Source organism: Microbacterium sp. (assembly GCF_036823965.1).
Taxonomy (GTDB): domain Bacteria; phylum Actinomycetota; class Actinomycetes; order Actinomycetales; family Microbacteriaceae; genus Microbacterium.
Genome location: NZ_DAITBE010000007.1, coordinates 1 through 18,706 on the forward strand (window position 1 = coordinate 1; position 18,706 = coordinate 18,706).

Below are 18,706 nucleotides of genomic sequence, written 5' to 3' on the forward strand. Positions count from 1 at the left end.
GGGTGACCGAACCGCTCTTCACCATTCCGCTCTGGGCGGACCTGCTCGGCGTCGGCCTCGGCGGAGTGCAGGGCGCGATGTTCGCCTCGGGTTTCCAGGGGCAGCGACGACTCGACTGGCTCGGCGTCGCCATCATCGGGATCATGATCGGCATGGGCGGCGGACTCATCCGCGACATCCTGCTCGGTCAGACGCCTGCGACCCTGCAGAGCAACTGGTATCTGCTGACCGCGACAGGCGCCGCGCTGCTCGGGATGCTGCTTGCGGGGCTGTTCAACCGCCTGAACACCGTGATCGTGGTGCTCGACGCCGTGGTCATCGGGATGTTCGGCGCCTTCGGCACGAGCAAGGCGATCGCCTTCGGGATCCCGCCGGTGCCCGCGGTCTTCATCGGTGTCTGCGCCGCCGTCGGCGGCGGCGTGCTGCGCGACATGCTGATGGGCCTGCCGACATCGATCATGCACGTTGGTTCGCTGTACGCGGTCGCCGCCGGTGCGGGCTGCGTGTTCATCTCGGTCGCGAACGGACTCGGGATGCCGATCCCCCTGGCGGCCGTGATCGGCATCGTCGTGACCGCGATCATCCGCGTGCTGGCGGTGAGCTTCGACGTGTCACTGCCAGAGCAGCGCCGCCTCTACCGCCGCAAGGTCGCAGCCGAGACCGGCGCCATCGCGATCGTCAAGCCGTCGGTGGACCGGTAGGCCGAAGCTCGTCGCTGCGCTGCGGACCGCTGCTCGATCACTGAGCCTGTCGAAGGACCGAAGCAACGCTTCGACAGGCTCAGCGACCGACGAGGTCAGACCGCCGCGAGCTCCTGCTGGCGCGTGCGGATCGAACGGTTCACGCCAGACACGATCGCCTTGAGCGATGCGGTCGAGATGTCGCCGTCGACACCGACGCCCCACAGGCGCTGGTCGCCGACCTGCAGCTCGACGTAGGCCGCGGCCTGCGCGTCGCCACCGGCGCTGAGTGCGTGCTCGACGTAGTCGTACACCGTGATGTCGAAGCCCTGACCGCGCAGCACCTCGACGAACGCCGCGACCGGACCGTTGCCGTTCCCGGTCACCGAGACCTGCTGATCGTCATCGCGCAGCACGACGTCGAGCGCCACGTCGCCGGACATGTCGCTGCGGGTCTGCGTCGCGAGCAGCTCGAAGCGGCCCCACTTGGCTGCCGTGTCGGCAGCCGGCAGGTACTCGTCGTTGAAGATCGACCAGATCTGCTCACTGGTGACCTCGCCGCCCTCGGCATCCGTCTTGGCCTGCACCACACCGGAGAACTCGATCTGCAGCTTGCGGGGCAGGTCGATCGCGTGGTCGGCCTTCAGCAGGTAGGCGACACCACCCTTGCCCGACTGCGAGTTGACCCGGATCACGGCCTCGTACGAGCGGCCGAGGTCCTTCGGATCGACCGGCAGGTACGGCACGGCCCACTCGATGTCGTCGACCGTGACGCCCTGGGCCTCGGCGCGAACCGCCATGGCCTCGAAGCCCTTCTTGATCGCGTCCTGGTGCGAGCCGCTGAAGGCGGTGAACACCAGGTCGCCGGCCCAGGGGCTGCGCTCCGGCACCGGCAGCTGGTTGCAGTACTCGACCGTGCGCTTGACCTGGTCGATGTCGCTGAAGTCGATCTGCGGGTCGATGCCCTGCGTGAACAGGTTGATGCCCAGCGCGACGATGTCGACGTTGCCCGTGCGCTCACCGTTGCCGAACAGGCATCCCTCGATGCGGTCGGCACCGGCCATGTAGCCGAGCTCGGCCGCGGCGATCGCGGTGCCGCGGTCGTTGTGCGGGTGCAGCGACAGGATCACGTTCTCACGGTGCGCGAGGTGGCGGCTCATCCACTCGATCGAGTCCGCGTAGACGTTCGGCGACGCCATCTCGACCGTTGCGGGCAGGTTGATGATGACCTTGCGCTCGGGTGACGGCTCGAAGACCTCGATCACCTGGTTGCAGATGTCGACGGCGAACTCGAGCTCGGTGCCCGTGTAGCTCTCCGGCGAGTACTCGTAGAAGACCTGGGTCTCGGGGATGGTCTTCTCGAACGTGCGGCACAGGCGGGCGCCCTCGAGCGCGATGTCGATGATGCCCTGCTTGTCTGTGCGGAAGACCACCTCGCGCTGCAGCACGCTGGTCGAGTTGTACAGGTGCACGATCGCCTGCTTCGCGCCGGCGATCGACTGATAGGTGCGCTCGATCAGATGCTCGCGCGCCTGCGTCAGCACCTGGATCGTGACGTCGTCGGGTATCAGGTCCTCTTCGATGAGCTGACGCACGAAGTCGAAGTCGGTCTGGCTCGCCGAGGGGAAGCCGACCTCGATCTCCTTGTATCCCATGCTCACGAGGAGCTCGAACATGACGCGCTTGCGCTCGGGCGACATCGGGTCGATGAGTGCCTGGTTGCCGTCACGGAGGTCGACCGCGCACCAGCGCGGAGCTTCGGTGATGCGGGCATCGGGCCACGTGCGGTCAGGCAGGTGGACGGTGATCTGCTCGTGGAACGGCCGATACTTGTGGATCGGCATCGCTGACGGGCGCTGAGTGTTCTGCATGATGGGGCTTCTTCTCTTCGTCAAGATAAACGGGCCAACACAAGCGCCGCGACGAGGAAGGCCCTAGCTCTTAGGACTCGTCGCGGCAGCTAAGAAGAAGCAGACCGCCGAAAGGCATGTCGTCATGCTAGCAGGGAAGCCCACCCACGTCAGACTGTGTTGAGACGATCCTGCGACGGCTGACACTCCGGGGTATGAGCACACTGCAGCGTCGCCTCGTCCTCGCCTCGGCATCCGTCGTCGGGCTTCTGGTGCTGAGCGCCTGCGTCGCGGGGCCCGGCGGCTCCCGCGCACCGACGAGCACGAGCGCTCCTGCCGGTCAGGGGATCGAATCGGCAGGACCGGGCCTGCCGGACGGCCGAGTGATCGCGACAGGCACGGTGCTGGACGTCGCCGGCGACGTGCAGCTCTGCCTCGGAGCTGTCGCCGAGTCGTATCCGCCGCAGTGCAGCGGCCTCCCGCTGGACGACTGGACCTGGGACGGCGTTGACGGCAGCGAGACCAGCGGTGAGGTGACCTGGGGAACATATGCCGTGTACGGCACATACGACGGCGATCGCTACACGAACACCGATCCGCCCATCCTGCTCGCGCTGTACGATCCGATCGCGCCGGCTGACCCGACGGGCGGCGTCGACGGCGAAACGGACGATGCCGATCTCACCGGGGTGCAGGACGACGTGACCTCCCGCCTGGGAGCCGATGCCCTGACGGTGCGGACGGATCGCGGCTACGTCTGGCTCCAGGTCGTGTGGGACGACGGCACGATCCAGGATGCTGCGGATGCCCAGTACGGCGATGACGTGGTCGTGGTGACCTCAGCGCTCCGCGAGATTGACTGACTCACGGGATCAGCGCGAGCTTGCCGCCCGGATGGCCGGTCGACAGGAGACGATGCGCTGCGGGTGCGTCGTCGAGCGGGAACGTCCGAGCGACGGGCACGATGAGATCGCCCTTCTGCGCGAGGGCGGTCAACGTTCCGCGGACGTCATCGCGGAACCGTGCGCTGTCGGGCATCGATCCGGCGATGGCTCGGATGCCGGCGGCCGAGGCGCGCCCGAACGCGGCGATCGTCACGATGCGAGATCGGTCGGCGACCAGAGCGAGCGAGACGTCCACGGCTTCGTCCGTGCCGACCGCGTCGAGGGAGGCGGCGATCGGAGCGCCCGCGGCGTCGCGGATGCGCTTCTCCAGACCCGGCCCGTAGACCACCGGGATGCCGCCGAACCGCTCGACCTCGTCGAATCGACGTTCGCTCGCAGTGCCGATCACTCGGATGCCGCGCAGCCGCGCCTGCTGCAGCACGCTCACTCCCACAGCACCCGAGGCGCCGTGCAGCAGAATCGTCTCGCCGGGCGCAGCGCCGGTGACTGCCAGCATCTCGGCGGCCGTCGTGCCGGCGAGCAGCAGGTTCGCCGCCTCCGGATGGGTGAGCGTCGACGGTTTCGCGAACACCTTCGATGCCTGCACCGTGATCTCGGTGGCGTACCCGCCGTACACGCGGAAGGCGATCACCTCGTCACCGATCGCCGCAGCGCCGGAGCCGATCTCCGTGTCAGGACCGATCGCCGTGATCTCGCCGGAGATCTCGTACCCGATCGGCACCGGCAGCTCGAGGTCGGCGCGCGGAGCCGCGACATGCTTGGCGTCCGCGGGATTCACGCCGGCGGCGTGGACACGGATCGTGACCTCTCCCGAATCCGGCGCGGGAACCGCGTCCTCGACGAGCTCCCAGGTCTCGGGCGCACCCCACGTCGGGGCGATCCAGTGTCGTGCGGTCATCACGGTCCTGCTTCCGTCTTCCGGTCAGCGTCGCACGCCGACGTCCACTCCCCACAGTCGATAGCCCGCGAGCGTACGCACCTCGGCGATGCCGACCGTGGTCTCCACGCCGACGATACGCCCGGACTCGGTGGAGATCAGGAGCACGTCGTGCGAGTCGGCATCCGCGGACGGAACCTGCACGCCAGCGACGGCGCGTCCGAACCGGTCGACCGCGTCGCCGACCGCGGTGACACCACCCGCCTCGACGACCAGGCCGAGCATCGCGGCATGCTGCACGTTCGTGAGCGTCCACTGGTCGAGTGCCGCCGTGATCGCGTGGACCACGTCACCGGTGGTCGGATCGTGCGGCATTCCGTACGCGTGGAGCAGCTCGGTCACCCCGGCGAGGGAGTCGCCGGGGAGATCGACGAACGGGCTGTCGAGCCCTCCGACAGCGATCGTCTGCTCCTCCACGACCCCGCCCGAGCGGAATCCGTCGCCGGTCTCGGTCGGAACGCTGGCGAAGCGCAGGAGCTCGCCGGAGAGGTCCTGGTTCCAGGTGAGCTCGGAGATCTCCGGCTCGAGCGTCGCATCATCGGCGGACGCGGCCCAGGCAGCCACCTGCACCGTGCGCACTGGCTCGTCCGGACCAGCGCCGGCCTCGAGGTCGGCTGCGGCATCAGCCATGATCTGCTCGATCGTCTTGGAGCCGGCGAACTCGAGAGGCGCGGCGACAGGCGATGCATCGGTCTCCTGCGGCATCAGCACAGCGGCCGCGAAGACGGCCGATGCGATCAGCGCCGACGCCACCGATGCCCACGCGACCGCCCGGGAGCGCGTGCGCGACGGGGTTCCCGACGGCGAATCCCCATCGGCTCCGTCTGAGCGCGCGCGAGCAACGCTCGCTTCTTCTGCCACCATGATCAGTCGCCCCCTCCAAGGCTCAGCGCATCCCACAGTCGTCCTGATGCGCATCACCGGGACATCCGCGATTCGGTCGGCTTCCGTCGATCCGGTGATCTGGGTTCAGTCTGGCAGAGGCGCAGCACCCTGCACACGCGCACGTCGAACAAACATCGCGCGCATGCTCTGTTCCAGTCGAGAGAACCGACGCGGGGCGGGTCAGAACCCGAGCTTGCCGAGCTGCTTCGGGTCGCGCTGCCATTCCTTCGCGACCTTCACGTGCAGGCCGAGGAACACGCGCGTGCCGAGGAGCTCCTCGATGCCGACGCGCGCTCGCGCACCCACATCGCGCAGGCGCTTGCCCTTGTGCCCGATGATGATCGCCTTCTGGCTGTCGCGCTCGACGACGATCTGCGCGTGCACATCCGTGAGGTTGCTGTTGTCCTCGCGCACCGACACCTCGTCGATGATCACGGCAATCGAGTGCGGCAGCTCATCGCGCACGCCCTCGAGGGCCGCCTCACGGATCATCTCCGCGATGCGATCCTCGTCGGACTCGTCGGTGGTGATGCCCTCGGCGTAGAGCGCTGGGCCCTTCGGCATCAGCGTCAGCAGCTCGTCGGCGAGCACCTCGAGCTGATCGCGGGTGAGCGCGGAGAGCGGCACGACCGCAGCCCAGTCCTCGCGGAGCGCGTCGACCTCGAGCAGGCGCTCGGTGATCTCGTCGCGGCCAGCGGCATCCGTCTTCGTGACGATCGCGACCTTCTTCGCGCGGGGGTATCCGTCGAGCGATGCGGCGATGCGGCGGTCCCCCGGGCCGACCTTCTCGGTGGCCGGCACGCAGAAGCCGATGACGTCGACGTCGCCGAGCACCTGGTCGACCAGGTCGTTCAGGCGCTCGCCGAGCAGCGTGCGCGGCTTGTGGATGCCGGGGGTGTCGACGATCACCAGCTGCCCCGCGGGGCGGTTCACGATGCCGCGGATCGCGCGACGCGTGGTCTGCGGCTTCTCGCTGGTGATGGCGATCTTCTCGCCGACCAGGGCGTTCGTCAGTGTGGACTTGCCCACGTTCGGGCGTCCGACGAACGTCACGAAGCCGCTCCGTGTCTGGTCAGTCATCGCGTCCATCTCCCTCATGTTCAGTTGCATCCGTGTCGATGGCCGCACGTTCGACGAACACCGTGGCGATTCCTCGCCCGCGTCCTCGCGACGCACCCCCGGTCAGGACCAGGCCATCGACGACCGCGGTCGCACCGGGCTGCGGAACCTGTCCGAGCGCCTTGCCGAGCAGTCCGCCGATCGAATCGACTTCCTCGTCCTCGAGTTCGAGGCCGAACAGGTCGCCGACGTCTTCGAGCGACAACCGTGCACTCACGCGGTATCGCCCGTCGCCCAGATCGACGAACTCGGCGGACACCTGATCGTACTCATCGGAGATCTCACCGACGAGCTCCTCGATCAGGTCTTCGAGCGTCACGAGGCCCGAGATCCCGCCGTGTTCGTCGATCACGAGACACACGTGCACGGCGTCGCGCTTCATCTGCTGCAGCAGGGTCTCGGCGCGCATCGACTCGGGAACGAACGTCGCCGGTCGCGAGATCGGCCGGATGGATGCCGTGCGCCAGGCGTTCTCGTCGCGGAACGCGAACTGCACCAGGTCCTTGAGGTACAGCACGCCCACGACATCGTCGGCGTCGTCGTCGACGACCGGCATGCGGGAGACGCCGCGCTGCAGGAACAGCGCCATGGCCTCGCTCGTGGTGGAGGTCGCGTCCACCGTGACCATCTCGGTGCGGGGCACCATGACGGCGCGCACGAACTGGTCGGTGAAGTCGAAGACCGAGTGGATCAGGTCGCGGTCGTCAGCCTCGATCAGGTCGTTCGAGGCTGCCTCGTCGACCATGCTCAACAGCTGCTCCTCCGAGCTGAACGAGCTTCGGCCGGTGCCGGGCGTGACACGGTTGCCGAGCACGACGAGGCCCTGGGCGAGCGGTCCGAGGATCATCCGCACGCCGCGCACGATCGGCGCGTTCGCCCGAAGAATGCCGTCGGCGTGCTGCCGACCGAACTTTCGAGGGCTCGCACCGACCAGCACGAACGAGATACCGGTCATCAGCACTGCTGCGGCGAGCATCGCCCACCAGATGTTGTCGATCAGGAACATGAACGCGACGGTCACGAGCACCGCGGCGGCCGTCTCGGCGAGCACACGGATGAACGCGACCGCGTTCACATGCGCCTCCGGGTCGGCGGCGATGCGCGCGAGCTGGGCCGCGTTGCGACCCTCCGAGCCCATCTCCTCGAGATCGGATCGCGAGTTCACGCCGAACGCTGCGTCGATCGCGGCCATCAGGCCGCCGAACGCGACCAGCAGGACCGCGCCGGCGAGGAGGAAGACTGCTGTCATCGGCGGCGTTCAGCCACAGCGAACCCCTGGATCAGCTCCTTCTGCAGCCCGAACATCTCACGCTCCTCATCGGGCTCGGCATGATCGAATCCGAGCAGGTGCAGCAGCCCGTGCGTCGTGAGCAGGATCAGCTCGTCCATCAGCGAGTGACCGGCGGCCTGCGCCTGTGTCTCGGCGACCTGCGGGCAGAGCACGATGTCGCCGAGCAGGCCGGGAGCGGTCGGACGGTCCTCGGTGCCGGGCCGCAGCTCGTCCATGGGGAAGCTGAGCACGTCCGTCGGACCGGGCTCATCCATCCACTGCACGTGCAGGGCTTCCATCGCACCCTCGTCGACAAGCACGATCGCGACCTCGGCATCGGCGCTGACATGCAGCTGCTCGAGGTTGTGGTCGGTCAGTCGCTGCAGCACTGTCTCGTCGACATCGATGGCCGACTCGTTGTTGATCTCGATCATGAGAGTCCTCGTTTCGGCATCCGGTCACGGGGTCCGGGTCTGGGGGCGCCGCCTCGACGCTCGGCGCGATTGGCGAACTCCGCCGCCTGCTCGCGCTCGAACCGCTGGGCGGTGCGCTGCTCGTCGTACTCGCTGTACGCATCGACGATGCGGCCGACCAGCGAGTGGCGGACCACGTCTGCGCTCGTCAGGCGAGAGAAATGGATGTCATCGATGTCGCTCAGCACCCGGGTCACCGTTCGCAGTCCGGAGGCGCCGGCCGGAAGGTCGACCTGCGTGATGTCGCCGGTGACCACCATGCGCGTGCCGAACCCGAGCCGGGTCAGGAACATCTTCATCTGCTCCGGCGTCGTGTTCTGCGCCTCGTCGAGCACCACGAAGGAGTCGTTGAGCGTGCGCCCGCGCATGTACGCGAGGGGTGCGACCTCGATGGTGCCCGTTGCCATGAGGCGCGGCACGATCTCCGGGTCCATCATCTCGTTCAGCGCGTCGTAGAGCGGGCGCAGGTACGGGTCGATCTTGTCGGTCAGGGTGCCTGGCAGGAACCCGAGCCGCTCCCCCGCCTCGACGGCGGGACGCGTGAGGATGATGCGTGTGACTTCCTTGCGCTGCAGCGCCTGCACGGCCTTCGCCATCGCGAGATACGTCTTGCCGGTACCGGCCGGACCGATACCGAACACGATCGTGTTCTCCTCGATCGCGTCGACGTACTCCTTCTGACCGAGGGTCTTCGGACGGATCACCTTGCCACGTGTGGTGAGGATGGCTTCGCCGAGCACCTCGCTCGGACGAGGCCCGCCTTCCACCCTCAGCATGCGGGCGGAGCTGGCGACATCGCTGGGTGCGAGGTTCTGGCCGGCTCTGGTCATCTCCAGGAGCTCGTCGACCAGCTGCCTGGCCTTCACGACATCGGCGCGTGCTCCGCTCAGCGTGATCTCGTTGCCGCGCACGAGCACCTGCACATCGCCGTGTTCCTTCTCGAGGATCCGCAGCAGACGATCCTGCGGTCCGAGCAGCTGGACCATCGCGACGCCGTCGACGGCGATCCGGTCGACGGCTTCGGGGGCAGGACCGTTCAGCGTGCGCTCCTGCGGCTCACGGACCTCGCCGTCGCCGGTGTCTGGGATGGTGTTCTCCGGCATGTCGTGGTCAGGCACCGACGCTCTTCTCGGTCAGTCCGCCGCCGAGGATGTGGGCGTGGACGTGGAAGACGGTCTGTCCCGCGTTCGCGCCCGTGTTGAACACGAGGCGGAAATCGCCGTCATCGGTATGCTGTGCCGCCAGCTCCTTCGCGAAGGCGATGAGCTCGGCGAGGAGGGCTGGATCGCCGGCAGCCAGCTCGGCGACGTCACGGTACTCGGCGGTCTTCGGAACCACGAGCAGGTGCACCGGAGCCTGCGGTGCGATGTCGCGGATCGCGAAGAGACGCTCGGTCTCGCCGAGGATCTCGGCGGGGATCTCACCGTTCAGGATGCGCGTGAAGATCGAGGTGTCCGTCATGAGTCCAAGTCTACTGACCGGTGCAGACGCACGGCCGTCGAGGATGCTCCGACAGGCTCCGCGAGCCAGTGGCCGGGTCCCTCAGGAACCCGATGCCCGGGTCCCTGAGCCTGTCGAAGGGTCCCAGCCCCGAGCGCACGGGTCACCACCGGCCGAGGGCGACCGAGAGCACCGCGATCGCCGCGGGGCCGGCCGTCGACGTGCGCAGCACGGTGTCGCCCAGGAGGACCCGCTCGGCACCGGCATCCGTCAGCCGGGCGAGCTCCTCCGGCGCGATGCCGCCCTCGGGACCGACGACCAGCACGAGGTCACGGCCGTCCGGCGCGAGCTCCGACAGCCGTGTCTCGGCGGTCGGGTCGAGCAGGAGCAGTCGCTGGGTCGCCGTACGCGTCGCAAGCTGCGCGGTCGACACCGGGGCTGCGACCTCGGGCACCCACGCTCGATGCGCCTGCTTCGCTGCCTCTCGCACGATCGAGGCCCAGCGCTCACGGCCCTTGACGGCCTTCGAACCCTCCCAGCGCGAGATGCTCCGGCCGGCCTGCCACGGCACGATCTCGTCGGCGCCCAACTCGCATGCCGCCTGGACCGCGAGCTCGTCACGATCGCCCTTCGCCAGCGCCTGCACCAGCACGATGCGCGGCTCCGGCGCTGACTGCACCGTGCGTTCGGAGATGCGCACGTCGACCTGCGACGGAGACACCGCCTCTGCGACGCCGGTGAGCCAGACTCCGGCCCCGTCGCCGATCGTGATCGCCTCGCCGACGCGCAGTCGACGGACGACAGCGGCGTGCTTCGCCTCGGCCCCGGTCAGCGACACGAGGTCGCCGACCGCGGCGTCAGACGAGGACTCGACGAGGAAGTGCAGCGCCATGACTCAGTGCGAACGGAACCGGTCGCGGAGCTTCGAGAACAGCCCCTGCTGGAACTGCGCGAGCTGCGGCTCCGGCGCCTTGGCCTTCTTCGCGAAGTCCTCGATCAGGGCACGCTGTGCGGAATCCAGCTTGGTCGGCGTCACGACCTGCACACCCACCCGGAGGTCTCCGCGCTGCGATCCACGCAGCGGCGTGATGCCTCGCCCCTTGATGGTCAGCACGTCACCGGACTGCACGCCGGCGCGGATCTCGAGATCCACAGCGCCGTCGAGGCCCTGGATCTCGGTCTCGGTGCCGAGGATGGCGTCGGTCATCGACACCTCGAGCGTCGCGAGCAGATCGTCGCCGTCCCGGCTGAACGCCGCGTGCGGATTGACCGTCACCTCGACGTACAGGTCGCCGTTGGGGCCACCGGCCTTCCCGACCTCGCCGGAGCCGGGGAGCTGCAGGCGCAGTCCGGTCTCGACGCCGGCGGGGATGTCGAGCGATACGGTCCGACGCGAGCGAACGCGTCCCTGGCCGCCGCAGGTGCCGCAGGGGTAGGGAATCGTGGTGCCGTAGCCCTCGCACGTTCCGCAGGGCTGCGAGGTGACGACGTTACCGAGCAGGCTGCGCACCTGGCGCTGCACGTGACCGGAGCCGCCGCAGATGTCGCAGGTCACGGGCGAGGTGCCCTCCTGGCAGCAGGAGCCCTGACAGGTCTCGCACAGCACGGCGGTGTCGACCTCGATGTCCCGATGCGCACCGAACACGACGTCGCCGAGATCGAGGGTCACGCGCACCAGCGCATCCTGGCCGCGCTCGCGCCGGGAACGAGGCCGGCCGCCGCGTCCGCCGCCCTGTGCTGCGCCGAAGAAGGTCTCGAAGATGTCCCCGAAGCCGCCGAAACCACCGAAGTTGCCTGCGGCGCCGTCTCCGCCGCCCATGTCATAGCGCTGACGCGAATCGGTGTCGCTCAGCACGTCGTACGCGTGCGTGACGAGCTTGAACTTCTCCGCGGCATCCTCTCCCGGGTTCACATCCGGGTGCAGCTGCCGGGCCAGTCGCCGGTAGGCCTTCTTGATCTCGTCGATGGACGCGTCCCGGGACACCCCGAGAACCTCATAATGGTCCGCCACAATCGCCTTTCTGCGTGTGTCTGTCCGGAGAGCCGCGTCAGCGGCTCGCCTCGTCTTCGTCGAGCATCCGCGTCAGGTAGCGGGCCACAGCCCGCGCCGCAGCGAGATTGCTCGGGTAGTCCATGCGCGTCGGACCCATGACGCCGACGCGTGCCATGCCGCTGGGTGCGGCGTAGTTGCTGGTGACGATCGACGCCTCGCCGAGTCCGAACGAGGCGTTCTCGGTGCCGATGCTCGCGGCCAGGCCGTGTTCGTCGGTCACCATCTCACTCATGAGCCGCAACAGGGTGACCTGCTCCTCGATCGCCTCGAGAAGCGGGTGGATGCTGCCGCGGAAGTCGTGTTCGCGCCGTGCGAGGGTGGCGGCGCCCGCCATCACCAGACGCTCCTGCCGGAACTCGCCGAGCTCGTCCATGACGACGCCGGCGAGGGTGCGGAGCGCCCGTTCGCTGGGCAGCTCCTCGCCGTCGAGCAGCGACTGCAGGCGATCGGACGCTTCGCCGATCGCCCGACCGGTGATCATCTCCGACACGCGCGCGCGGAGCTGCGCCAGCCCGCTCTCGTCGACATCGACCCCGAGCTGGGCGACGCGCTGGGAGACGCCGCCGGCATCCGTGACGAGCACGATCAGCAGGCGGTTCGGCGCCAGGGCGACGAGTTCCACATGCGTGACGCGCGCACGCGCGAACGACGGATATTGGGCGAGCGCGACCTGGCCGGTCAACTGGGTGAGCACTCGCACGGTCCGCACCATGAGATCGTCGAGGTCGGCCGGCGTGCCGAGGAACGATTCGATCGCAGAGCGCTGCGCCGTCGACAGCGGGCGAAGCTGTGCGAGGTGGTTCACGAAGACGCGGTAGCCCTTGTCCGTCGGGACTCGACCTGACGATGTGTGCGGCGCGGTGATCAGCTCTTCGTCCTCGAGCAGCGCCATGTCGTTGCGAATGGTCGCCGCGGAGACGCCGAAGGAATGCCGGTCGACGATGGAGCGGCTTCCGACGGGTTCGTGGGTCTCGACGTAGTCCTGCACGATCGCGCGGAGAACCTGGAGTCCTCGATCTGTGACCATCGCCTTCCCTTCCGCTGGCACTCGGACGTTCAGAGTGCCAATCCTACCCCGTACAGCCGCAGAACCTCCGAACTGTGCGCGGCCGACTCTAGGATGGCGCTCATGGCCGACTCCCCCACCGTCACCCTCTCCTCCGGCACGATCAGGGGATCCGCGCACGGCGAGATCGTCCGGTTCCTCGGCGTCCCGTATGCCGCTGCACCGTTCGGGGAGAACCGGTTCCGCGAACCGCAGCCGGTCACGCCATGGACCGGCGTGCGGGACGCGCTCGAGTTCGGCCCGACCGCGCCGCAGGTGCCGTACGCCGGCGCGATCGGCGAGCTTCTCGGCTCAGTGCAGATCGCGGGCGACGACATCCTCACCGCCAATGTCTGGGCACCGGCGGATGCCGCCGGGGCACCGGTGCTGCTGTGGATCCACGGCGGGGCGCTCGAACGGGGCACGGCGGCGCTCTCTCTCTACGACGGAGCGGTGTTCGCTCGCGCGGGCATCGTGTTCGTCTCGATCAACTACCGACTCGGCGCCGAGGGCTTCTCGGTGCTCGAGAGCGCGCCCCGCAACCTCGGGCTGCGAGATGCGGCCGCGGCACTCGAGTGGGTGCACCGCGAGGTGTCGGCGTTCGGTGGAGACCCGGAGCAGATCACGGCGATGGGCGAATCGGCCGGCGGCGCGATCGTCGCCGCTCTGCTGACGAGGGATGACTCACGAGGACTGATCGCCCGCGCGATCATCGAGTCCGGGCCGCTCGAGGCCCAGACACCTGCAAAGGCGGGGCGGGTGACTGCCCAGATGGCGAAGCGGCTCGGCGTCCGTGCGGATCGTGACTCGTTCACGGCGGTCCCGCCGCACCAGCTGCTCGAGACGCGTCGCCAGCAGTCGGCCGGCTCGTCACCGCTCGGCGGCGCACCGGGCTACCAGCCCGCGATCGACGCGGACAGCATGCCGCGGTCGCCGCACGAAGTGCTGGGAGCGATCGACACGCCGCTGCTCATCGGCACCAACACCGATGAGTATCGGCTGTGGTTCCCACCCGAAGCGCTCGAGGGCATCAGCAGGCTCAAGCTCTTCCTCGCGACACTCGCACTGCGCATCCCCCGCAGAGCAGTCGCGGCCTACCGCGCGGAGTGGCCTGACGCCTCCACGGGCGAGATCTTCGGTCAGCTCGCGACCGATGTGCTGCTCCGCCGCGCACTGACGCGGGTCGCCCTGTCGCGGCCATCGACGACCCACGTCTACGAGTTCGCCTGGCCGAGTCCGGTGCGCGACCTGCGCGCGGCGCACGCACTCGAGCTGGGATTCGTGTTCGATCGACTCGACGACCCGGAGACGCAGCGCCTGGCGGGGCCTGATGCACCGAAGGCGCTCGCGGACGAGATGAACGCCGCGTGGATCGCATTCGTCACGACCGGCGACCCCGGCTGGCCGGTCTACGGCCCGTCTCGACTGACGCGGCTGTTCGACGACACCAGCTCGACCGTCACCCAGCGTCGAACCACAGGGCTGGATCTGCTCCCCGGGTGACTGCTGCCATACCGGGAGCTCAGTCGGTGAGTTCGCGCACCACGGCGTCGGCGAGCAGTCGTCCTCGCAACGTGAGCGTGATCCGACCGCGCAGGGCGGCCGCGGGATCGACCAGCCCGTCGGCGATGAGCCCGGCCACGCGCGAACGGTTGGCCTCTGGCAGCTCGGCGATGGCGATGCCCTCGGCGAGGCGGCTCAACAGGAGCACCCGTTCGAGCAGGTGGGCCTCCGGGTCCGGTCGCTCCGTGCCTGCGGCCGGGGATTCGGATGCCGCGAGCCGCTGCGCATAGGCCGCAGGATGCTTCACGTTCCACCAGCGGAGCCCGGCGACGTGGCTGTGCGCGCCAGGACCGAAGCCCCACCAGTCGCTCCCCCGCCAGTAGGCGAGGTTGTGGCGGGAACGGTTGTCCGTGGCGCTCGCCCCGACTCCGGCGCCTGCACCTGTCGAAGGGCGCGCCCAGTTGCTGACCTCGTACCAGTCGAATCCGGCCGCGGCGAGACGCGCATCCGCGAGCTCGTACATGTCGGCCTGCAGATCGTCGTCCGGCGTCGGCACCTCGCCTCGGCGGATCTGCCGGGCGAGCTTCGTGCCGTCCTCGATGATGAGCGCGTACGCGGAGATGTGGTCGGACTCGAGCGCGAGGGCGGCATCGAGCGATGCCTCCCAGTCCGCGAGCGACTCCCCCGGGGCTCCGTAGATCAGATCGACGCTGACCGCGAGACCGGCGTCCTTCGCCGCGGCCACCGCGGTGCGGACGTTCTCCGGCTGGTGCGTGCGGTCGAGGGCAGCGAGCACGTGCGGCACGGCCGACTGCATACCCACGGACAGGCGGGTGACCCCCGCGGCCGCGAGCGTGCGCGCGACCTCCGGCGTCACAGTGTCCGGGTTCGCCTCGACGGTCACCTCGGCGCCGTCGACCAGGCCGAAGGTCGAGACGGCGGCGTCCAGCATCCGAGCCAGGTCGCCGGCCGGGAGCAGTGTCGGGGTGCCGCCGCCGAAGAAGACGGTGTCCATCGGGCGCAGCGCGCCGACCTCGCCGAGCACCCGTCGTGCCAGATCGATCTCGGAGATCAGAGTGGTGGCGTAATCCTCCTGCTTCGCGCCGCGCAGTTCGCTCGACGTGTACGTGTTGAAGTCGCAGTAGCCGCAGCGCACGCGGCAGAACGGGACATGCAGGTATGCCGAGAACGGCACGTTCGTGTCGATCGGCAGATCGCCGGGAAGTCGCCCGTCGGTCGGAGCCGGGTCACCCAGGGGAAGCGGTCCCGCCATCAGACGGGGGTCGCGTACAGCGGGGAGATCGCGCGGAGGTATCGCGCGAAGAGCTCACGCCGCCGGCGCTTCACGAGCGCTGGGACCGTGCGGTAGAGCAGGGATGTGGGCGCGTCGAAGGCGCGCACCGTGAACCAGACCTCGTCGTTGTCCTCGCGCCAGTCCAGGTCGAAGGACTCCTCACCGCTGACGACCGAGCCGCCGACCGTGCCGAGCACGAAGCCGATCCGACGGGTCTCCTCGGTGACCGAGATGACGCGCAGCTCGGCGTCGGCCCGCATGCTGCCGACGCGTCCACGGAGGTGCAGCGTCATGCCGGGTCCGACGAAGGGCATGCCCTCTGCGTCGTAGCGAGGCTCGACCTCGCGCTTGCTCGGAGCGATCGGGTTGCCCTCGGCGTCGAAGCTGACGCCGGCGTAGGCGGGCCCTGGCGCCGGGCGCACGTCTTCCACGCTCAGTCCGGATGCACGCTGCGCGGTCCACGACAGCAGCGCGTCACCGGCGGTCTGGAACCGTTCGAGTCCGCTGCCGATGCGCCACGAGTTCTCCGCCGGGATGCTGCGCTCCGGCGGGTAATGCATCAGATCGGGGGCGTGGGTCGCACCCACGGCCGCATAGTCCACCGTGCCGTCTCGGAAAGTCCCGCGCCGCATGAGATCCAGCCTACTTGGGGTTGCCTGAGTGAACACCCTCACTCGCCGTCCACGGTCACATCGATGCGTTCAGGACGCAGGGAGATGTGCAGGATGCCGGGCGGATGCGGCCGAAACGTCCGGCATCCATCCCTTCTCCCTGCGACGCGCGCCGCCGCATCAGCGGACCGATCCGGCAGCGTCCTCGACGATGCGCATGTACCGCCTGAACACGGACCGCTGCAGGAGTCGCAGCGCCGGGGTACCGCACCGCCAGAACCAGTTCGACGGGCAGGAGACGGATCGGGCGGTGAACACGCCGTGCTCGTCGAGCACGAACGACTCCTCGCCGTACAGCGGATGCCCTGGCCTCGTCTCGTAGCCGAAGCCGCACTCATCCGCCCAGACCACGCGAACCGGCTCAGCGAATCGGATGCCGAGCAGACGCGTCGCGAGCACGCCATCGTCGCCGGGGGACGGCGCCCCGGACGGGACCTCGAATCCGGCACGGCGCTTGAACTCCCAGCTGCTGACGAGCGCCGCGACCGCGGCCCTCGCCTCAGTCGGCACGGTCACCGAGCGCTCGGCTCCGCGCAGTCCGCCCGGGACCGAGACGAGCGGTCGACGCGTCATCCCTCGCTCGTACGCCGGGAACGGCATCCCTACTTCTTGTCCTTGCCCTCGACGTCGCCGGAGAGCGCTGCGATGAACGCCTCCTGGGGGACCTCGACGCGACCGACCATCTTCATGCGCTTCTTGCCCTCCTTCTGCTTCTCGAGGAGCTTGCGCTTGCGGGTGATGTCACCGCCGTAGCACTTGGCGAGCACGTCCTTGCGGATCGCGCGGATGGTCTCACGAGCGATGATCCTGGCACCGATGGCCGCCTGGATCGGCACCTCGAACTGCTGGCGAGGAATGAGCTTTCGCAGCCGCTCGGCCATCATCGTGCCGTAGGCGTAGGCCTTGTCGCGATGCACGATCGAGCTGAAGGCGTCGACCTTCTCGCCCTGCAGCAGGATGTCGACCTTCACCAGGTCCGCCTCCTGCTGTCCGGAGGGCTCGTAGTCGAGCGAGGCGTAGCCCTGCGTCTTCGACTTGAGCTGGTCGAAGAAGTCGAACACGATCTCACCCAGCGGCATGTTGTAGCGCAGCTCGACGCGCTCCTCAGAGAAGTACTCCATGCCGAGCAGCGTTCCTCGGCGGCCCTGGCAGAGTTCCATGACCGTGCCGACGTAATCCTTGGGCAGCAGGATCGCCGTCTTCACCATCGGCTCCGAGACCGAGCCGATGCGGCCGTCCGGGTACTCGCTGGGGTTCGTCACGGTGACCGTCTCGCCGGTGTCCGAGGTGAGCACCTCGTAGATCACGCTGGGAGCGGTCGTGATGAGGTCGAGTCCGAACTCGCGCTCGAGGCGTTCGGTGATGATCTCGAGGTGCAGCAGACCGAGGAATCCGCAGCGGAAGCCGAAGCCGAGCGCGACCGAGGTCTCCGGCTCGTAAGCCAGCGAGGCGTCGGAGAGCTTGAGCTTGTCGAGTGCCTCGCGCAGTTCGGCGTAGTCGCTGCCGTCGATCGGGTAGAGACCGGAGAACACCATGGGCTTCGGGTCGGTGTAGCCCGGCAGCGCCTGGGTCGACGGCTTGCGCGCCGTCGTGACGGTGTCGCCGACCTTCGACAGGCGGACGTCCTTCACGCCGGTGATGAGGTAGCCGACCTCGCCGACGCCGAGCCCCTTGGACGGGACGGGCTCGGGGCTGGAGACGCCGACCTCCAGCGCTTCGTGGTTCGCGCCGGTCGACATCATCTGGATGCGCTCGCGGGGCGACAGGCTGCCGTCGACCATTCGGACGTACGTCACGACCCCGCGATAGGCGTCGTAGACCGAGTCGAAGATCATGGCGCGGGCCGGAGCATCCGCATCGCCGACCGGAGCCGGGATCTCCTTCACCAACCGGTCGAGCAGTTCCTCGACGCCGACGCCGGTCTTCCCCGACACGCGGAGGACATCCTCGGGCTTGCCGCCGATGAGGGATGCCAGTTCCTTGGCGTACTTCTCCGGATCGGCGGCAGGCAGGTCGATCTTGTTCAGCACCGGGATGATGTGGAGGTCGTTCTCGAGTGCGAGGTAGAGGTTCGCGAGCGTCTGCGCCTCGATGCCCTGCGCGGCGTCGACGAGGAGGATCGCACCCTCGCACGCGGCCAGCGAGCGGGACACCTCGTAGGTGAAGTCGACGTGGCCGGGGGTGTCGATCATGTTGAGCGCGAAGGTCTCACCGTCGATCTGCCACGGCATCCGCACGGCCTGGCTCTTGATGGTGATGCCGCGCTCGCGCTCGATGTCCATCCGGTCCAGGTACTGGGCGCGCATGTCGCGGTCCGAGACCACGCCCGTGATCTGCAGCATGCGGTCGGCGAGGGTCGACTTGCCGTGATCGATGTGGGCGATGATGCAGAAGTTTCGGATCTGCTTCGCGGGCGTGGCGGCAGGCTGAAGCGGAGTGAGGGCGCGTGGTGACATGTCCACTCGATTCTACGGTGAGGCGATGCTAATCATCGATTCGCCCGAAGCGGTGATATTCTCCCGAAGTTGCCCGGGAGCAATTCGTGACACCGAATCCCGTGGGCGATAAGACTCCGTCACAG

At 68.4% G+C, this 18,706-nt stretch carries 18 protein-coding genes; 3 read left to right on the forward strand and 15 right to left on the reverse strand.

All coding sequences use genetic code 11. From position 1 onward, the window contains the following. Positions 1-2 precede the first annotated feature (2 nt). Complete coding sequence (locus V7Z82_RS12535) at positions 3-701, forward strand: trimeric intracellular cation channel family protein (RefSeq protein ID WP_334151888.1); 699 nt, start codon at positions 3-5, stop codon at positions 699-701. 95 nt (positions 702-796) lie between these two features. Here the strand turns inward: V7Z82_RS12535 and leuA are convergent, their stop codons facing one another. Next, positions 797-2,551, reverse strand: a complete 1,755-nt coding sequence (gene leuA / locus V7Z82_RS12540; protein ID WP_334151889.1) for a 2-isopropylmalate synthase — start codon at positions 2,549-2,551, stop codon at positions 797-799. 194 nt (positions 2,552-2,745) lie between these two features. Here leuA and V7Z82_RS12545 point away from each other — a divergent pair, with 194 nt between their 5' ends. Further along, on the forward strand, positions 2,746-3,393 hold the full coding sequence (locus V7Z82_RS12545; RefSeq protein WP_334151890.1) for a hypothetical protein: 648 nt from the start codon (positions 2,746-2,748) through the stop codon (positions 3,391-3,393). A 1-nt stretch (position 3,394) separates the two neighbouring features. Here the strand turns inward: V7Z82_RS12545 and V7Z82_RS12550 are convergent, their stop codons facing one another. The 10 genes from V7Z82_RS12550 to hrcA form a co-directional block, all read right to left on the reverse strand. Next, a complete protein-coding gene (locus V7Z82_RS12550; RefSeq protein ID WP_334151891.1) occupies positions 3,395-4,333 on the reverse strand; it encodes an NADP-dependent oxidoreductase in 939 nt (312 codons plus the stop codon). 24 nt (positions 4,334-4,357) lie between these two features. After that, entirely contained in the window at positions 4,358-5,236 is an 879-nt protein-coding gene (locus V7Z82_RS12555; RefSeq protein ID WP_334151892.1) for a hypothetical protein, read from the reverse strand. A 201-nt stretch (positions 5,237-5,437) separates the two neighbouring features. Next, positions 5,438-6,337, reverse strand: coding sequence for a GTPase Era (era, locus tag V7Z82_RS12560; protein WP_334151893.1), 900 nt, complete (start codon positions 6,335-6,337; stop codon positions 5,438-5,440). After that, on the reverse strand, positions 6,330-7,625 hold the full coding sequence (locus V7Z82_RS12565) for a hemolysin family protein (RefSeq protein WP_334151894.1): 1,296 nt from the start codon (positions 7,623-7,625) through the stop codon (positions 6,330-6,332). Before V7Z82_RS12565 ends, era begins: the two co-directional genes overlap by 8 nt. Then, entirely contained in the window at positions 7,622-8,080 is a 459-nt protein-coding gene (ybeY, locus tag V7Z82_RS12570; protein WP_334151895.1) for an rRNA maturation RNase YbeY, read from the reverse strand. Before ybeY ends, V7Z82_RS12565 begins: the two co-directional genes overlap by 4 nt. Continuing rightward, the gene (locus V7Z82_RS12575) at positions 8,077-9,105 is read right to left on the reverse strand and encodes a PhoH family protein (RefSeq protein ID WP_334152079.1); all 1,029 of its coding nucleotides are present in this window, start codon (positions 9,103-9,105) and stop codon (positions 8,077-8,079) included. The genes ybeY and V7Z82_RS12575 overlap by 4 nt, the downstream gene beginning before the upstream one ends. A 124-nt stretch (positions 9,106-9,229) precedes the next feature. Beyond that, positions 9,230-9,580: a histidine triad nucleotide-binding protein gene (locus V7Z82_RS12580; protein WP_334151896.1), complete on the reverse strand. Its 351-nt coding sequence runs from the start codon at positions 9,578-9,580 to the stop codon at positions 9,230-9,232. Between the two features lie 142 nt (positions 9,581-9,722). Continuing rightward, complete coding sequence (locus V7Z82_RS12585; protein ID WP_334151897.1) at positions 9,723-10,451, reverse strand: 16S rRNA (uracil(1498)-N(3))-methyltransferase; 729 nt, start codon at positions 10,449-10,451, stop codon at positions 9,723-9,725. Positions 10,452-10,454: 3 nt separating this feature from the next. Then, the gene (dnaJ, locus tag V7Z82_RS12590; protein WP_334151898.1) at positions 10,455-11,570 is read right to left on the reverse strand and encodes a molecular chaperone DnaJ; all 1,116 of its coding nucleotides are present in this window, start codon (positions 11,568-11,570) and stop codon (positions 10,455-10,457) included. 37 nt (positions 11,571-11,607) lie between these two features. Next, positions 11,608-12,639: a heat-inducible transcriptional repressor HrcA gene (hrcA, locus tag V7Z82_RS12595; protein ID WP_334151899.1), complete on the reverse strand. Its 1,032-nt coding sequence runs from the start codon at positions 12,637-12,639 to the stop codon at positions 11,608-11,610. Between the two features lie 102 nt (positions 12,640-12,741). Between hrcA and V7Z82_RS12600 the strand changes: the two genes are divergently transcribed. Then, positions 12,742-14,160: a carboxylesterase/lipase family protein gene (locus V7Z82_RS12600; protein ID WP_334151900.1), complete on the forward strand. Its 1,419-nt coding sequence runs from the start codon at positions 12,742-12,744 to the stop codon at positions 14,158-14,160. A 19-nt stretch (positions 14,161-14,179) separates the two neighbouring features. Here V7Z82_RS12600 and hemW read toward each other — a convergent pair whose 3' ends face one another. The 4 genes from hemW to lepA form a co-directional block, all read right to left on the reverse strand. Next, positions 14,180-15,433: a radical SAM family heme chaperone HemW gene (gene hemW / locus V7Z82_RS12605; protein WP_334151901.1), complete on the reverse strand. Its 1,254-nt coding sequence runs from the start codon at positions 15,431-15,433 to the stop codon at positions 14,180-14,182. Further along, the gene (locus tag V7Z82_RS12610; RefSeq protein ID WP_334151902.1) at positions 15,433-16,086 is read right to left on the reverse strand and encodes a DUF1990 family protein; all 654 of its coding nucleotides are present in this window, start codon (positions 16,084-16,086) and stop codon (positions 15,433-15,435) included. Before V7Z82_RS12610 ends, hemW begins: the two co-directional genes overlap by 1 nt. A 159-nt stretch (positions 16,087-16,245) precedes the next feature. Then, the gene (locus tag V7Z82_RS12615) at positions 16,246-16,698 is read right to left on the reverse strand and encodes a DUF1990 family protein (protein ID WP_334151903.1); all 453 of its coding nucleotides are present in this window, start codon (positions 16,696-16,698) and stop codon (positions 16,246-16,248) included. 29 nt (positions 16,699-16,727) lie between these two features. Continuing rightward, positions 16,728-18,581: a translation elongation factor 4 gene (lepA, locus tag V7Z82_RS12620; protein WP_334151904.1), complete on the reverse strand. Its 1,854-nt coding sequence runs from the start codon at positions 18,579-18,581 to the stop codon at positions 16,728-16,730. Positions 18,582-18,706 lie beyond the last annotated feature (125 nt).

Bases quoted from the DNA above. Each gene is read 5' to 3' on its own strand.
- leuA (WP_334151889.1), bottom strand. From the start codon at position 2,551: ATGCAGAACACTCAGCGCCCGTCAGCGATGCCGATCCACAAGTATCGG.
- V7Z82_RS12545 (WP_334151890.1), top strand. From the start codon at position 2,746: ATGAGCACACTGCAGCGTCGCCTCGTCCTCGCCTCGGCATCCGTCGTC.
- V7Z82_RS12550 (WP_334151891.1), bottom strand. From the start codon at position 4,333: ATGACCGCACGACACTGGATCGCCCCGACGTGGGGTGCGCCCGAGACC.
- V7Z82_RS12555 (WP_334151892.1), bottom strand. From the start codon at position 5,236: ATGGTGGCAGAAGAAGCGAGCGTTGCTCGCGCGCGCTCAGACGGAGCC.
- era (WP_334151893.1), bottom strand. From the start codon at position 6,337: ATGACTGACCAGACACGGAGCGGCTTCGTGACGTTCGTCGGACGCCCG.
- V7Z82_RS12565 (WP_334151894.1), bottom strand. From the start codon at position 7,625: ATGACAGCAGTCTTCCTCCTCGCCGGCGCGGTCCTGCTGGTCGCGTTC.
- ybeY (WP_334151895.1), bottom strand. From the start codon at position 8,080: ATGATCGAGATCAACAACGAGTCGGCCATCGATGTCGACGAGACAGTG.
- V7Z82_RS12575 (WP_334152079.1), bottom strand. From the start codon at position 9,105: ATGGTCCAGCTGCTCGGACCGCAGGATCGTCTGCTGCGGATCCTCGAG.
- V7Z82_RS12580 (WP_334151896.1), bottom strand. From the start codon at position 9,580: ATGACGGACACCTCGATCTTCACGCGCATCCTGAACGGTGAGATCCCC.
- V7Z82_RS12585 (WP_334151897.1), bottom strand. From the start codon at position 10,451: ATGGCGCTGCACTTCCTCGTCGAGTCCTCGTCTGACGCCGCGGTCGGC.
- hrcA (WP_334151899.1), bottom strand. From the start codon at position 12,639: ATGGTCACAGATCGAGGACTCCAGGTTCTCCGCGCGATCGTGCAGGAC.
- V7Z82_RS12600 (WP_334151900.1), top strand. From the start codon at position 12,742: ATGGCCGACTCCCCCACCGTCACCCTCTCCTCCGGCACGATCAGGGGA.
- hemW (WP_334151901.1), bottom strand. From the start codon at position 15,433: ATGGCGGGACCGCTTCCCCTGGGTGACCCGGCTCCGACCGACGGGCGA.
- V7Z82_RS12610 (WP_334151902.1), bottom strand. From the start codon at position 16,086: ATGCGGCGCGGGACTTTCCGAGACGGCACGGTGGACTATGCGGCCGTG.
- V7Z82_RS12615 (WP_334151903.1), bottom strand. From the start codon at position 16,698: ATGACGCGTCGACCGCTCGTCTCGGTCCCGGGCGGACTGCGCGGAGCC.
- lepA (WP_334151904.1), bottom strand. From the start codon at position 18,581: ATGTCACCACGCGCCCTCACTCCGCTTCAGCCTGCCGCCACGCCCGCG.